The sequence below is a fragment of the Streptomyces sp. NPDC027672 genome, assembly GCF_055566335.1.
Genome location: NZ_JBVHSO010000007.1, coordinates 236142 through 249244, shown reverse-complemented (window position 1 = coordinate 249244; position 13103 = coordinate 236142). Strand labels below are relative to the sequence as shown.

The following is a 13103-nucleotide window of genomic DNA, read 5'->3' as shown; positions in this document are numbered from 1 at the left end:
GGTCAGCGGCCCTGTTCGTCCCGGCGGCGCTGCCAGCGCTGCTCGATCCGGTCCATCACGGTCCGTTTCGGCCGTGGCTGGCGGCGCACGGCGGCCGGGGGGCGCTCACCCGGTTTGGGGGTCTTGCGCCAGCCGGTGACGGCCAGCACGGCGCAGCCCAGCATGACGAGGAAGCCCACCACACTGACCCAGATGAGCTGCATGACCATTCCGGTCATGAGGAGCGCGATACCGATGAGGAAACCCGCGACCGCCTGGTAGACCCGCCGACGGGTGTACGTCCGCAGGCCGTTTCCCTCAAGCGCCGACGCGAACTTGGGATCTTCGGCGTACAGCGCTCGCTCCATTTGCTCGAGCATGCGCTGCTCGTGCTCCGAGAGCGGCACGGAGTCCTCCTCATCGTGCAGTCGCCGGGGCGACCCGGGGGGTCCCTTCAGGATAGGCAGGGAATCGCCCCCGTGAAACCCGCCCCTCTACGCCTACTGGCCAACCGGAGTCCGTCATGGCCGTCCGGCTCGCTGAGGCTTGCATTCCCCGGCAGCCGACCCGTCATGCCGGGCGGTGTACCTCGATCATACGGCGCAAACCGCTCGATCGGGGGGCATGTGGCGTACTCCATCCGCCGCCCAGGCCCTGATCAGCGGCTGTTCCACGGGGGTGTGGGCCCGGGCCCCGGGCCGGCGGGGCCGCGCGCTCAGACCGCCGCGGCGCCCGGTGTCTCGCCGAGCACGTGGAGCTGGGTGGCGACGGAGTGGAAGGCGGGCAGTTCGGCCGCCGCGGCCTCCAGCCGCAGCAGCGCGTCGAGGGCGCCGGGCTCGGTGTCCACCAGGACGCCGGGCACCAGGTCGGCGAAGACCCGCACGCCGTGCACCGCGCCGACCCGCAGACCGGCGCCCTCGACCAGCGCGGTGAGCTGTTCGGGGGTGAACCGGCGGGGCATGGGGTCGCCGGCGCCCCAGCGGCCCGCGGGGTCCTGGAGCGCCTGCCGGGCCTCGGTGAAGTGGCCGGCCAGGGCGCGGGCGAGCACGGCCCCGCCGAGCCCGGAGGCGAGCAGGCTGAGGACGCCCTCGGGGCGCAGCGCCGCGACCGCGTTGCGGACGCCCTCGGCCGGGTCGTCCACGTACTCCAGGACGCCGTGGCACAGGACGGCGTCGTACGCGCCGCGTTCGGCCACGTCGAACAGGCCGTGCGCGTCGCCCTGGACGCCCGTGACCCGCTGGGCGACGCCGGCCTCGGTGACGCGGCGCTCCAGCGCGAACAGGGCGTTGGGGCTGGGGTCGACCACGGTGACGCGGTGGCCGAGGCGGGCCAGGGGCACGGCGAAGTTGCCGCTGCCGCCCCCGGTGTCGAGGACGTCCAGCGAGTCCCGGCCCGTGGCCTTGACCCGGCGGTCGAGAGCGTCCTGCAAGACGTCCCAGACCACGGCGGTACGCAGGGAGGCGCGGGGGCGCGACGGGTCCGACACGGCAGTTGACTCCTCGGCGGGGCGGGCGGATTTCAGGCCTCTCCACCCTATTGCCTCCCGATTGCCTCCCATGCCGCGGCGGCTCCTCGCGTCGCGGCCCGGCGGGGTGTGCCGCGGGGCGCGCCGGCCGGGCACCCCGCCGGTGTCGGGCAGTGCGGCAGCCGGGTGCTCAGCCGGTGTCCGGGAGTGCGCCGGCCGGGCGCTCAGCCGGTGTCCGGGAGTGCGCCGCGCGGTGCCGGGGCGCGCGGTGCCGGGCCGTCGGGTCCGCCGGTGTCCTGGCGGGGCTGGGGCAGGACCGGCTGGAGGACGAGCATCCGCTCCACGAGGCGCAGGAACATCGCCACGTCCCGTATCAGGTCGTCGGCGTCCCGCCGGCCGGCGGCGCCCCGGATGCCGGCCTCGGCGCGGGCGCGGCGGGCGGCGCCGGAGGCGAACAGCGCGCTCCACTCGGCCAGTTCCGGGGCGATCTCGGGCAGCACCTCCCAGGCGCTGCGGATCCGGGCCCGGCGGCGCGCGGAGGTCTCGGGCCGGCCCCGGGCCGCGAGCACGGCGGCGGCGGTGCGCAGGGCGGCGAGGTGGGCCGTGGCATAGCGCTCGTTGGGGGTCTCCAGGACGGTGGCCTCCTCCAGTGCGGCACGGGCCTGGGCGAGCAGGTCGAGGGCGGCGGGCGGGGCCGTGGCCCGGCGCAGCACGGGGTGCACGTCGCTCGCCGGTCCGGTCAGTGAGGGGGCAGGGCCGGTGGCGCGGCGCCGGGGTGCGGCGGCTGCGGACGAGTGGGCCATGACGAACCTCCTGTCGTCTGGGTGACGGCACGTATGCCGTATGTGCCCATCGTGAGGTATGCCACTGACAATCCGTTCTGACCAGGGCTTTTGCCTCGGTCGTAGGTTCGGGCGTATTTTTGTACTGACTAGTCAGTACAACTGACCGGGGCACACCAGGCAGGGGGGCTCGTGAACGACACGGCCGGTACGCACGGCGCCGAGGGCATCGACGTCACCGAGGACACCGAGGACACCGACGACACCGACGGCGCCGAGGACACGCACCACCCGGACGATCCCCCCGGCGTCGGGGTCCGGACCGAGGGCCTCGGGGTCAAGGGGCCGCGGGGCTGGGCCTTCCGCGGCATCACCCTGGACGCGGCGCCCGGCTCGCTGATCGCGCTCGACGGACCGTCCGGCTCCGGCCGCACCTGTCTGCTGTTGTCCCTCACGGGGCGGATGAAACCCACTGAAGGAGTCGCCACGGTCGGCGAGTTGAAACTTCCCCGGCACATGGCGGCCGTGCGCCGCCTGTCCGCGGTGGCCAACGTGACCGGCGTGACCGACCTGGAGCCGGCCCTGACCGTGGGCGAACACCTGCGGGAGCGGGCCCTGTTGGAGCACCGCTTCGGCGGCTCCCTGAGCGGGCTGCTGCACCCGCGGCCCCGGCGCGACCACGAGGCCCGGCTGCGCGTCGACGCGGCGCTGGCCGCCGCCCGGCTGGACCTGGAGACGCTCCCGAAGGGCTCCCGGACGGCCGTACGGGACCTGGAACGGCCGCAGGAGGCGCGGCTGTCCCTCGCGCTCGCGCTGCTCGGCCGGCCCCGGCTGCTCGGCGTCGACGACGTCGACATGAAGCTGTCGGACACCGAACGCACCGCGATGTGGGACCTGCTGCGGTCCCTCGCCCGCGCGGGGACGACGGTCGTGGCCGTGTGCCGCACCGCGCCCGGCGACTGCGTGACCGTGCCGACCGGACCGAAGGAGGACGCCGGTGACGCGCTCGCCGAGGCTGGCCGCGCTTGAGCTGAGGCGCTTCGGACGCGGACGGCTGCCGCGCGCCGCGCTGGTCGCGCTGCTCGTGCTGCCCCTGCTGTACGGCGCCCTGTACCTGTGGTCCTTCTGGGACCCGTACGGCCGGCTGGACCGCGTCCCGGTGGCCCTGGTCAACGACGACAGGGGCGCCACGGCGGGCGGGAAGCGGATCACCGCCGGCGACGACATCACCGACGGGCTGCGCGACAGCCGGACCTTCGAGTGGCACGAGGTGAGCGACGAGGAGGCCCGCGCGGGCGTGGAGGACGGCACCTACTACCTGTCGCTGACCCTGCCGGCCGACTTCAGCCGCCGGATCGCCTCCAGTTCCGGCGACTCCCCCGAGGCCGGCGCCCTACAGGTGCGCACCAACGACGCGAACAACTACATCGTCGGGCAGATCTCCCGCACGGTCTTCGCCGAGGTGCGCTCGGCCGCGTCCACGAAGGCGTCCCGGGGCTTCCTGGACAAGATCTTCGTGTCCTTCTCCGACATCCACGACCAGACCGTCACGGCGGCCGCGGGCGCCGACAAGCTGAACAGCGGTATCGGCAAGGCGGAGAAGGGCTCCAAGGACCTCGCGGACGGGCTGAAGGACGCCAAGAGCGGCAGCGGCGAGCTGGCCAAGGGCCTGAAGAAGCTGGACACCGGCTCCGGTGACCTGCAGAAGGGCGCCCGGCAGGTCGCCGACGGCACCCAGGCGCTCGCCGACCAGGTCAACGGCGTCTACGCCGACGCGGGCCCGTTCCTGAAGGACAACGAGAAGACCGTCGGGGACACCGCCCGGCTGGTCTCCGACTCGGCCAAGGCGGTCGGGGACAACCTGGAGACGCTGGTGAAACTGGCCCCGGGCACCGCCAAGGCCGCGCACGCCTCCGCCGCCGTCCTGGACGAGGTCTACCGGGCGCGCTGCGAGAAGGCGCCCGTCCCCGACCCGGCCTGCCCGCAGCTCAAGCGGGCCGAGCGGGCCGCCGCCGAGACCGCCACCGTCGCCGACGACCTCAACACCCTCATCGCCGACCAGCACGGCGACCTGAAGACCATGCGGGACAACCTGGGCGCCCTGCGCAAGCAGGCCGACGCCCTCGCCGCGCGCGCACCGCACCTGTCCGAGGACGTCGCCCACGCCGTCAAGGACATCAACACGCTGAACACCGGCGCGCGGAAGGTCGCCGCCGGCGCCGAGCGGCTGCACACCGGGCTCGGCACCGCGCACACCGGCGCGGTCGCCCTGGACCAGGGCATCGGCACCGCGAAGTCGGGCGCCGAGACCCTGAACGGCGGCCTGTACAAGCTGTCGGACGGCTCCGGGAAGCTGGCCGGCGGACTGCACTCGGGCGCCCGGAAGATCCCGGACTACGACAAGCGGGACCGCGACCGGCGCACCGGCGTGATGGCCGACCCGGTCCGGCTCGCCTCCCAGGACCTGCACCGGGCGCCGAACTACGGCACCGGGTTCGCCCCCTACTTCATCCCGCTGTCCCTGTGGGTCGGCGCGATGGTGGCCTACATGCTGATCCCGCCGCTCAACCGGCGGGCCCTCGCGGCCGGCGCCTCCGCCTGGCGGATCGCGTGCGCCGGCTGGCTGCCGGTGGTCGCCGTCGGCGTGCTCCAGGTGACGGCGCTGATGGCCGTGCTGCACTGGGCGATCGGGCTGCGAATGCTCCGGACGGCCGGCACGCTCGGTTTCCTCTTCCTGGTCACCGCCTGTTTCGCGGCGCTCGTGCAGTGGCTGAACGCCCGGTTCGGCGCGGCGGGGCGGATCCTGGTCCTTGCGCTGCTGATGCTCCAGCTGACCTCGGCGGGCGGCACCTATCCGGTGCAGACCAGCCCCGGCTTCTTCGCCGCCGTGCACCCGTTCCTGCCGATGAGCTACATCGTGGAGGCGCTGCGCCGGCTGATCACCGGCGGCGGGCTCGGCCCGGTGTGGCAGGCGTGCGGGGTGCTGACCGCGTTCACCGCCGGCGCCCTGGCGCTGACCGCCCTCGCGGCCCGCCGCCGCCAGGTGTGGACGCCGGCCCGGCTGCATCCGGAGCTGACCCTGTGACGGGGGCCGGGGGAAGCGCCCGCACCCGCGCGGACCTGTGAGAATCGGGGCCATGGAAAGCAGCAGCGCTCGGGCCGGCGGCAGCACGCGCCGCGAGGCCACCCGGCAGAAGCTCTACGAGGCGGCCGTCACGCTCATCGCGGAGCAGGGCTTCTCCGCGACCACGGTGGACGAGATCGCCGAGCGGGCCGGGGTCGCGAAGGGCACGGTGTACTACAACTTCGCGAGCAAGTCCGTCCTCTTCGAGGAGCTGCTGAGGCACGGCGTCGGCCTGCTCACCGCCTCGCTGAAGGAGGCGGCCGAGCGGACGGCGCGCGCGGGCGGCGGCAAGGTGGACGCGCTGGACGCGATGGTCCGCGCGGGCCTGGTCTTCATCGACCGCTACCCGGCCTTCACCCAGCTGTACGTCGCCGAGCTGTGGCGCACCAACCGGGCCTGGCAGTCCACCCTGATGGTGGTGCGGCGGGAGGCGGTCGCGGTGGTGGAGGGCGTGCTGCGCGACGGCGTGGCGGCCGGCGAGTTCAGCGACGAGATCGACGTCCCGCTGACGGCGGCGGCGCTGGTCGGCATGGTGCTGGTGGCCGCGCTGGACTGGAAGTCGTTCCAGCCGGAGCGCTCCCTGGACGATGTCCACGCGGCCCTGTCCCGGCTGCTCCAGGGACGGGTCAGCGGCAGGGTCTGAGCGCCCGGGGACCTCCCGGCCCACGGAAGAAGGCGCCGGTCCGCTCCCGGACCGGCGCCTCTTCTCTCCCCCGTGCTCCCCCGTGCTCCCCGTACGTCCTTCCCGTTCTCCCCCGTACGGGTTCCCCCTGGTCTCCCCCTGCGGACCCCCGTGGCGGTCTTCCCCCGAGGCCCCCCGTCTCGCTTCCGCCGACGGATCGGCGGAAGGAGCGGCCGGCGGGCGGGCGCGGTTCCGCCGCCCCGTGTCGGCGGTGCCGGCCCCGCCCCCTGCCGTGGCTCCACTCTCTCGTCCCGGCGGCCGGCGGCCCATCCGCGCGCGTACTCATCCGGCGGTCTGAGTACGCGTACTCAGCCGTCCGCGCGCGGGCCGGGCCGTACGCCCGCCGGGTGGCTACGATCGCCTGCGTGTCCGTACTCCCCTTGGTCTTCACCAGTGGCTGGGCCAGCGGCGTCAACGCCTACGCGGTGGTGTTGCTGCTCGGCCTGTTCGGCGTGACGGGGATCAGCGACGACGTGCCGCAGGCGTTGCAGCGGCCCGAGGTGCTGATCGTCGCGGGGGCGCTGTTCCTGTGCGAGGCCGTCGCCGACAAGATCCCTTACGTCGACTCGGTCTGGGACTCCGTGCACACGGTGGTCCGGCCGGCCGCCGGCGCCTGGGTGGGGGCGCTGCTCGCCGGCCACAGCGGCTCCGTCCCCGAGCTGGCGGCCGGTGTGCTCGGCGGGTCGACGGCGCTGGCCAGCCACACCGTCAAGGCCGGGACGCGGATGGCGGTCAACGCCTCGCCCGAGCCGTTCAGCAACATCGTGCTGAGCCTCGCCGAGGATCTCGGGGTCGGCGCCGTCGTCGCGTTCGCGATGTTCCATCCGCTGGCCGCGGCGGTCGTCTCGGGTGTCCTGCTGGCCGGCGGGCTGCTGGCCCTGGTGTTCCTCGTCACGCGCATCCGGCGTTTCCTGCGCCGCCGGGCCCAGCGGCGCGAGGAGCGGCGCATCGCCTCGCGAGTCCCCTGACCTGCGGCGCGGCGGCCCGGCGGCCGCGTTGTCGGTGGCGGTCGATAAAGTCGCGGGCATGGCACGGATTGCGGTGATCGGCGCCGGGATGGGCGCGATGGCGGCCGCCGCCCGGCTGGCCGTCGCGGGCCACCGGGTGGTGGTGTACGAGCGGACGGAGACGTACGGCGGTGCGGTGCGCCGGTTCGAGCGGGAGGGTTTCCGCTTCGACACGGGCCCGGGGCTGCTGACGCTGCCGGCGGTGTACCGCGATCTGTTCGTCAAGACCGGGAAGGAACCGCTGGAGGAGTGCGTCGGGCTGGTCCAGGTCGACCCCTCGTCCCGGCACGTCTTCGCGGACGGCTCCGCGGTGTCCCTGCCGAACGCCTCGCGCGCGGGCGTCGTCGCGGCCCTGGACGAGGCGCTGGGCGCGGGGGCGGGCGAGCGGTGGGGCGCGTTCCTGGTGCGGGCCCGGGAGGCCTGGGACCGCACCCGCCGGCCGCTGCTGGAGGAGCCGCTGTGGCCTGACTGGCGGGTGCTGGCCGAGAAGGAGCCGTATCCGGCGGTCCCGCACAAGCGGCTGCTGCGCACCCGCCGGGCCGGGACGCTGGCCGAGATCGGCGCCTTCGAGCTGCGGGACGAGCGCCTGACGGCCCTGCTGACGAGTCACGCGCTGGCCTACGGCCTCGATCCCCGCACCACCCCGGCGAGCGCGGCCGTGCTGGCGTACATGGAGCACGCCTTCGGCACCTGGTACGTGCGCGGCGGCCTCCGGGAGCTGGCGCGCGCGGTGTACGAGCGGTGCCTGGCGCGGCGGGTGGAGTTCGTCTTCGGCGCCGAGGTCACCCGGATCACGGAGCGGGACGGCCGGGCGGCCGGCGTGGAGCTGGCCGGGGGCACGGCCGCCGAGGCGGACCATGTCGTGGCGGGCGTGCATCCGGCGCGGCTGCGGGCCCTGACGGACCGTCCGCTGGACGGGGAGGGCGAGGTGCGGGCCGACCCGGAGGCCGCGCCGCCCGCCCGGTTCACGCTGCTGCTCGCCCTGCGCGGCGCCCGGGAGCCCGGTGCCGCGCACCGCACGGTCGTGCACCCGGCGGACGCCGGGGCGGAGTGGGACTTCCTGGCCTCGCCGGGCGGTGCCGAGCCGCCCGCGCCGACGGTGACCGTGCTGCGCCCCGGTGATCCCGCGCTGCGCCCCGACGACGCGCACGAGTCGGCGGTGCTGTCCGCCGTGGTGCCCGCGGGCGCCGGCCGGGACGAGCGGTACACGGACCTCCTCCTGGCCGCCGGCGAGCGCGCGATACCGGGGCTGCGCGAGCGGCTGCTGTGGCACGAGGTGCGGGCGCCGGGCGACGCCGGGGCGGAGACGGGCGCCCCGGACGGGTCCGTGCCCGCGCCCGCGCTCGCCGCCGGCGGGGGCCGCTTCCTGCACCCGGCGAACACCACGCGGCTGCCCGGGCTCTACCGGGCCGGCGGCTGGGCCCACCCGGGCGGCGGACTGGCGCACGCCGGGATGTCGGGCGCGCTGGTGGCCGGGCTGATCGTGGAGGGACCGCAGTTCCGCGGCTCCCAGTGAGCGGGGTCCGCTGAGCGGGGCCCGGGCCCCGGCGGACGGGGCCCGGACGGCTCAGAAGCGGTACTGCTCGTCGTAGCCGGCGCCGGGCTGCGGCCGGTGTCCGTCCGGCTGCGGATACGGCTGCTCCTGCGGGAGTTCGCCGCCGTGGCTGTCGTCGGTGCGCTGCTGCGGCACCCAGACGCCGCCCGGCGGGGTCTCGGGGTAGCCGCCGGGGGCGTACGGGTCCGGGGCGTAGCCGGGCTGCTGGCCGTACTGCTCGCCGTAGCCCTGGTCGTAGCCGCCGTAGGACTGGGTGCCGATGTACGGGTCGGAGTAGTTGGCGTACCCCTGCGGCCGGCCGGCGGTGTCGTAGCCGTAGTCCTGCGGCCGGCCGTAGGCGGGGTAGTCGTAGGCCGGGGTCTGCTGGGCGGTGTCGCCGTAGCCGGTGTAGCCGCCGGGGTCCTCGGGGAGGACCAGCGGTTCGTAGACGGCGGCTGTCTCGGCGGGGGCGGTGCCGTCCGCACGGGAGGCGGCCGGCGTGAAGACGTCGTCGCGGTCGAAGTCGGCGCGGTCGAAGTCGGCGCGGTCGAAGCCGTCGTGGTCGCCGGGCGCCTGGCCGTAGGCCGGGTGATCGGTGCCGTGACCGGTCTCCTGCCCGTAGGCCGGCCGGCCGGTGTCCTGCTCGTCGGCGGGCCCGGGGTCCTGCGGGGCCGCGGTCTGCCGGTCCGTGCGGCCCCGGCGGCGCTTGCTGCCGCCGGTCCCGGGGCCGGGCCGCTTGACCGCCCAGCCGGAGGCGAAGCCACGGCGGAACGAGAGCGTCACATAGGTCTGGCCGACCGCGAAGGCGATCGCGCCGACCCCGATCACGATCACGGAGGGCAACAGCACACCGGCCACGACCCCGGCGAAACCGGCGAAGGCCAGCAGCCGCCAGCGCAGCCGCGCCTTGTATTGCAGCAGCACCTCGCCCAGCAACCACAGCGCGACGCCGCCGAACGCGATGTAGAGGACCGCCCAGCCCATGTACGCCCCTCTCCCAGTGACCGCTACGCAGTGTGTCGTATCGCGGTGCGGCCGGTCTAGGCCCGCGGGGGGTGGTGCAGGCCCAGGTTCTCGTAGATTTCCAGGGTCGCCGTGGAACTGTTCAGCGTGATGAAGTGCAGTCCGGGCACTCCTTCGGCCAGCAGCCGAGCGCAGAACTCCGTGGCGAACTCGATACCGATGGAGCGTACCGCCGCCGGATCGTCCCGCGTCGCCAGGATCCGCTCTTTCAGGGCGTCCGGGACCTGGGCGTTGCTCAGTTTCGGCAACCGTTCCAGCATCTTCACGCTGGTCACCGGCAGGATCTCCGGGATCACCGGGGTGTCGCAGCCCGCCGCCGCCACCCGGTCGCGCAGCCGCAGATACGACTCCGGCTGGAAGAACATCTGTGTGATGGCGTAGTCGGCGCCCGCGCGGCACTTGTCCACGAAGTGCGCGACGTCGGTGTCCCAGTCCGAGGAGCGCGGATGCATCTCCGGGAACGCGGCCACGCCCACGCAGAAGTCGCCCGACTCCTTGATGAGCCGGACGAGTTCGGCCGCGTAGGTGAGCCCCTTGGGGTGCGGGACCCAGGTGCCCATCGGGTCGCCGGGCGGGTCGCCGCGCACGGCGAGCATGTTGCGGATGCCGGCGTCGGCGTACTGGCCGATGATGTTGCGCAGTTCGGCGATGGAGTGGTCGACCGCGGTGAGGTGGGCAACCGGGGTCAGCGTCGTGTCGGCGACGATCTGCTGGGTCTCCTTGACGGTGCCCGCGCGGGTGGAGCCGCCGGCGCCGTAGGTCACGGAGACGAAGTCGGGGGCGACCGCCTCGACCCGCCGGAGCGCGCTCCACAGGTTCCGCTCGCCCTTGGGAGTCTTCGGCGCCGAGAACTCGAAGGAGTACGTCGTCTTGCCGGTGGCGAGCATGTCGCGCACGGTGCGTGCGCGATCAGTCCTGGTGGATGGGGTTCCGAGGGCCATACGGGCAGGTTAGCCAGGGGTGGGCGGTCCCCCAACCGAACCTGGGAAATTGCCCGGATTGTCGGCCGCGTGTCCACCCCTTGGACACCGATCCGGCCACCGGGCGCTATCAAGCCTGCCGCAGCCGCTTGCCGAACTCGGCCGCCGCAGCGCCCGGGTCGTCCGCCTCGGTGAGCGCGCGGACCACGACCACCCGGCGGGCGCCCGCGTCCAGCACCTCGTCCAGGTTGCCGAGGTCGATGCCGCCGATGGCGAACCAGGGGCGGCCGGTGCCGAGGGCCGCCGTGTGGCGGACCAGGCCGAGGCCGGGCGCGGGGCGGCCGGGCTTGGTGGGGGTGGGCCAGCAGGGGCCGGTGCAGAAGTAGTCCACGCCGTCTTGGACGGCCGCGGCGGCGGCCTCGGCCTCCGTGTGCGTGGAGCGGCCGATCAGCACGCCGTCGCCGAGGATCGCGCGGGCCGCGGGGACGGGCAGGTCGCCCTGGCCCAGGTGCAGCACGCCGGCGCCGGCGGCGTGGGCCACGTCGGCCCGGTCGTTGACCGCGAGCAGCTTGCCGTGCCGGGCGCAGGCGTCGGCGAAGACCTCCAGGTGCGCCAGCTCCTCGGCGGCCTCCATGCCCTTGTCGCGCAGTTGCACGATGTCCACACCCCCGGCCAGGACCGCGTCCAGGAACTCGGGCAGGTCGCCCTGGCGCCGGCGGGCGTCCGTGCAGAGGTACAGGCGGGCGTCGGCGAGCGCGGCGCGGGCGGTGTCGGTCATGTGCGTGGGTCCCCCCGTGGTCGGTGTCCCTGGCGGTGCTGCGGCGGCGGTGTGCGGGCGTCCGGCCCGCACACCGCCTCCTGCTCCCCGGTGCGGCTCAGACGGCGAGCGCCTGGGCGCGGCGCTTCACCTCCGTGCCGCGATTCTCGCTCAGGGCCTGCGCGGGCGTGCCGGGCAGGGTCGGGTCGGGCGTGAAAAGCCACTCGATCATCTCTTCGACCGTGAAGCCGTCGTCCCGCAGGAGCGTCAGGGTCCCGGACAGGCCCTTGACGACCTTGTCCCCGTCGATGAAGGCGGCGGGGACGTGCAGCGCCCTGTTCTCACCCCGGCGTACGGCGATGAGCTGGCCGTCCTTGACCAGCTGCCGGACGCGCGTCACCTCGACGCCGAGCATGTCGGCGATGTCGGGGAGGGTGAGCCAGGCGGGGACGAGAGCATCGATCTTTGCGTCAATCTCGGTCACGGATCTAGCGTAGGCGCTCCGCCGGGGCGCCCGCGATGTGTCGTCGGCCGTCCGCGGGTCCGTCGTGGCCGGTCACGCCCCCGCGGGCGGCCGTGGCGCTCAGTCGGCCGTGGCGTTCTTCAAGGGGCAGGCCGGGTCCGACAGGGCCTTGGGATCCATGGCGCGGCCGGCCTCGATCAGCCGGCGGCCCTGGGCGAGATCCCGGGGCCGGCCCACGGCCAGCAGGGCGACCAGGCGGCCCGCGCGCAGCCAGCAGACCGTCCAGGACGGGCCGGCCGGGTCGCCGCGCCACACCAGGCGGTCGGCCGCGGCGTGGTGCCCGGCGTACTGCACGAACCGGCCGAACTGCTCCGACCAGAAGTACGGCACCGGGTCGTAGACCGCGGGGGTCTCGCCGAGGATGTTCGCGGCGACCGTGCGCGGGCCCTGAAGGGCGTTGTCCCAGTGGTGGACGAGGAGCCGTTCGCCGTAGCGGGCCGACGGGAAGGACGCGCAGTCGCCCACGGCGTACACGTCCGGCAGCGAGCTGCGCAGCCGGTCGTCGGTGAGGACCTCGCCGTGCGCGCCCAGGGCGACGCCGGAGCCGGCCAGCCAGGCGGTGGCGGGACGGGCGCCGATGCCGACGACGACGGCGCCCGCGGGCAGCCGGGTGCCGTCGGCGAGCACCACCGCGCCGGGCTCGACCCGCGCCACGCGCGCGCCGGTGCGCAGTGCGACGCCCGCGTCGGCGTACCAGGCGGCCATGGGCGCGGCGGCCTCGGCGGGCAGGGCGCCGGCCAGCGGCCGGCCGGCGGCCTCCACGACGGTCACCGCGCAGCCGGCCTCGCGGGCGGCGGTGGCGAACTCGGCGCCGATCCAGCCGGCGCCCACGACGACGACGTCGTGCTGCCGGGCGAGCACGGGCCGCAGCCGGCCGGCGTCGTCCAGGGTGCGCAGCAGGTGCACGCCGGGCACGCCCTCGGTGCCGGGCAGCGTGACCGGTTCGGCGCCGGTGGCGAGGACCAGGACGTCGTAGGGCACCGGGCCCGCCTCGGTGTCCAGCTCGCGCGCGTCCGCCCGCAGGCCGCGCACCGCGCAGCCGAGCCGCAGTTCGACCCCGAGGGACTCGAAGTCGACGTCGAAGGCGGAGTCCTCGGCCTTGCCGAGCAGGACCGCCTTGGACAGCGGCGGCCGGTCGTAGGGCTGGTGGGGCTCGGCGCCGATGACGGTCACCCGGCCCCGGAAGCCCTGTTCCCGCAGGGCCACGGCGGTCTGCACCCCGGCCATGCCCGCGCCGACGACGACCACGCGCGGCCCCGGTGACGTGCCCTCTTGTGCTGTCTGCTCGCTCACCCGGTCACCTTAGA

13 protein-coding genes are annotated in these 13103 nt (G+C 74.8%); 5 read left to right on the top strand and 8 right to left on the bottom strand.

Annotation, left to right across the window (positions count from 1 at the left end; translation table 11 throughout):
• Positions 1–2: 2 nt before the first annotated feature.
• From ACZ4SV_RS19180 to ACZ4SV_RS19170, 3 genes are all read right to left on the bottom strand, one after another.
• Entirely contained in the window at positions 3–386 is a 384-nt protein-coding gene (locus ACZ4SV_RS19180) for a DUF3040 domain-containing protein (RefSeq protein ID WP_365883398.1), read from the bottom strand.
• Between the two features lie 308 nt (positions 387–694).
• Entirely contained in the window at positions 695–1465 is a 771-nt protein-coding gene (locus ACZ4SV_RS19175) for a methyltransferase (protein ID WP_468005649.1), read from the bottom strand.
• 203 nt (positions 1466–1668) lie between these two features.
• On the bottom strand, positions 1669–2247 hold the full coding sequence (locus ACZ4SV_RS19170; protein WP_468005647.1) for an SAV_6107 family HEPN domain-containing protein: 579 nt from the start codon (positions 2245–2247) through the stop codon (positions 1669–1671).
• Positions 2248–2418: 171 nt separating this feature from the next.
• Here ACZ4SV_RS19170 and ACZ4SV_RS19165 point away from each other — a divergent pair, with 171 nt between their 5' ends.
• From ACZ4SV_RS19165 to ACZ4SV_RS19145, 5 genes are all read left to right on the top strand, one after another.
• Complete coding sequence (locus ACZ4SV_RS19165; protein WP_468005645.1) at positions 2419–3255, top strand: ATP-binding cassette domain-containing protein; 837 nt, start codon at positions 2419–2421, stop codon at positions 3253–3255.
• Positions 3224–5311: a YhgE/Pip family protein gene (locus tag ACZ4SV_RS19160; protein ID WP_468005642.1), complete on the top strand. Its 2088-nt coding sequence runs from the start codon at positions 3224–3226 to the stop codon at positions 5309–5311. The genes ACZ4SV_RS19165 and ACZ4SV_RS19160 overlap by 32 nt, the downstream gene beginning before the upstream one ends.
• A 52-nt stretch (positions 5312–5363) precedes the next feature.
• Positions 5364–5993, top strand: coding sequence for a TetR/AcrR family transcriptional regulator (locus tag ACZ4SV_RS19155; RefSeq protein ID WP_365942224.1), 630 nt, complete (start codon positions 5364–5366; stop codon positions 5991–5993).
• A gap of 404 nt (positions 5994–6397) precedes the next feature.
• Positions 6398–7000, top strand: a complete 603-nt coding sequence (locus tag ACZ4SV_RS19150) for a DUF4126 domain-containing protein (protein ID WP_468005640.1) — start codon at positions 6398–6400, stop codon at positions 6998–7000.
• A 58-nt stretch (positions 7001–7058) separates the two neighbouring features.
• Entirely contained in the window at positions 7059–8555 is a 1497-nt protein-coding gene (locus ACZ4SV_RS19145) for a phytoene desaturase family protein (RefSeq protein WP_468005638.1), read from the top strand.
• Between the two features lie 51 nt (positions 8556–8606).
• Here ACZ4SV_RS19145 and ACZ4SV_RS19140 read toward each other — a convergent pair whose 3' ends face one another.
• The 5 genes from ACZ4SV_RS19140 to ACZ4SV_RS19120 all read right to left on the bottom strand — a co-directional run bounded on the left by ACZ4SV_RS19140 (position 8607) and on the right by ACZ4SV_RS19120 (position 13089).
• On the bottom strand, positions 8607–9557 hold the full coding sequence (locus ACZ4SV_RS19140; RefSeq protein WP_468005636.1) for a hypothetical protein: 951 nt from the start codon (positions 9555–9557) through the stop codon (positions 8607–8609).
• 56 nt (positions 9558–9613) lie between these two features.
• Positions 9614–10537 (bottom strand): methylenetetrahydrofolate reductase [NAD(P)H], encoded by a 924-nt coding sequence (gene metF, locus ACZ4SV_RS19135; RefSeq protein WP_365884063.1) that lies wholly within the window; start codon positions 10535–10537, stop codon positions 9614–9616.
• A gap of 109 nt (positions 10538–10646) precedes the next feature.
• A complete protein-coding gene (gene thiE, locus ACZ4SV_RS19130) occupies positions 10647–11294 on the bottom strand; it encodes a thiamine phosphate synthase (protein WP_468005634.1) in 648 nt (215 codons plus the stop codon).
• A gap of 97 nt (positions 11295–11391) precedes the next feature.
• Entirely contained in the window at positions 11392–11757 is a 366-nt protein-coding gene (locus ACZ4SV_RS19125; RefSeq protein ID WP_365942126.1) for an Rv2175c family DNA-binding protein, read from the bottom strand.
• A 99-nt stretch (positions 11758–11856) separates the two neighbouring features.
• Positions 11857–13089 carry an NAD(P)/FAD-dependent oxidoreductase gene (locus ACZ4SV_RS19120; RefSeq protein ID WP_468005631.1) on the bottom strand — a complete coding sequence of 411 codons (1233 nt, stop codon included), beginning with the start codon at positions 13087–13089 and terminating at the stop codon, positions 11857–11859.
• Positions 13090–13103: the final 14 nt, after the last annotated feature.

What these genes read in the sequence shown, in the direction of transcription:
- ACZ4SV_RS19170 (WP_468005647.1), bottom strand. Translation starts at nt 2,247, where the DNA reads ATGGCCCACTCGTCCGCAGCCGCCGCACCCCGGCGCCGCGCCACCGGC.
- ACZ4SV_RS19155 (WP_365942224.1), top strand. Translation starts at nt 5,364, where the DNA reads ATGGAAAGCAGCAGCGCTCGGGCCGGCGGCAGCACGCGCCGCGAGGCC.
- ACZ4SV_RS19145 (WP_468005638.1), top strand. Translation starts at nt 7,059, where the DNA reads ATGGCACGGATTGCGGTGATCGGCGCCGGGATGGGCGCGATGGCGGCC.
- ACZ4SV_RS19140 (WP_468005636.1), bottom strand. Translation starts at nt 9,557, where the DNA reads ATGGGCTGGGCGGTCCTCTACATCGCGTTCGGCGGCGTCGCGCTGTGG.
- metF (WP_365884063.1), bottom strand. Translation starts at nt 10,537, where the DNA reads ATGGCCCTCGGAACCCCATCCACCAGGACTGATCGCGCACGCACCGTG.
- thiE (WP_468005634.1), bottom strand. Translation starts at nt 11,294, where the DNA reads ATGACCGACACCGCCCGCGCCGCGCTCGCCGACGCCCGCCTGTACCTC.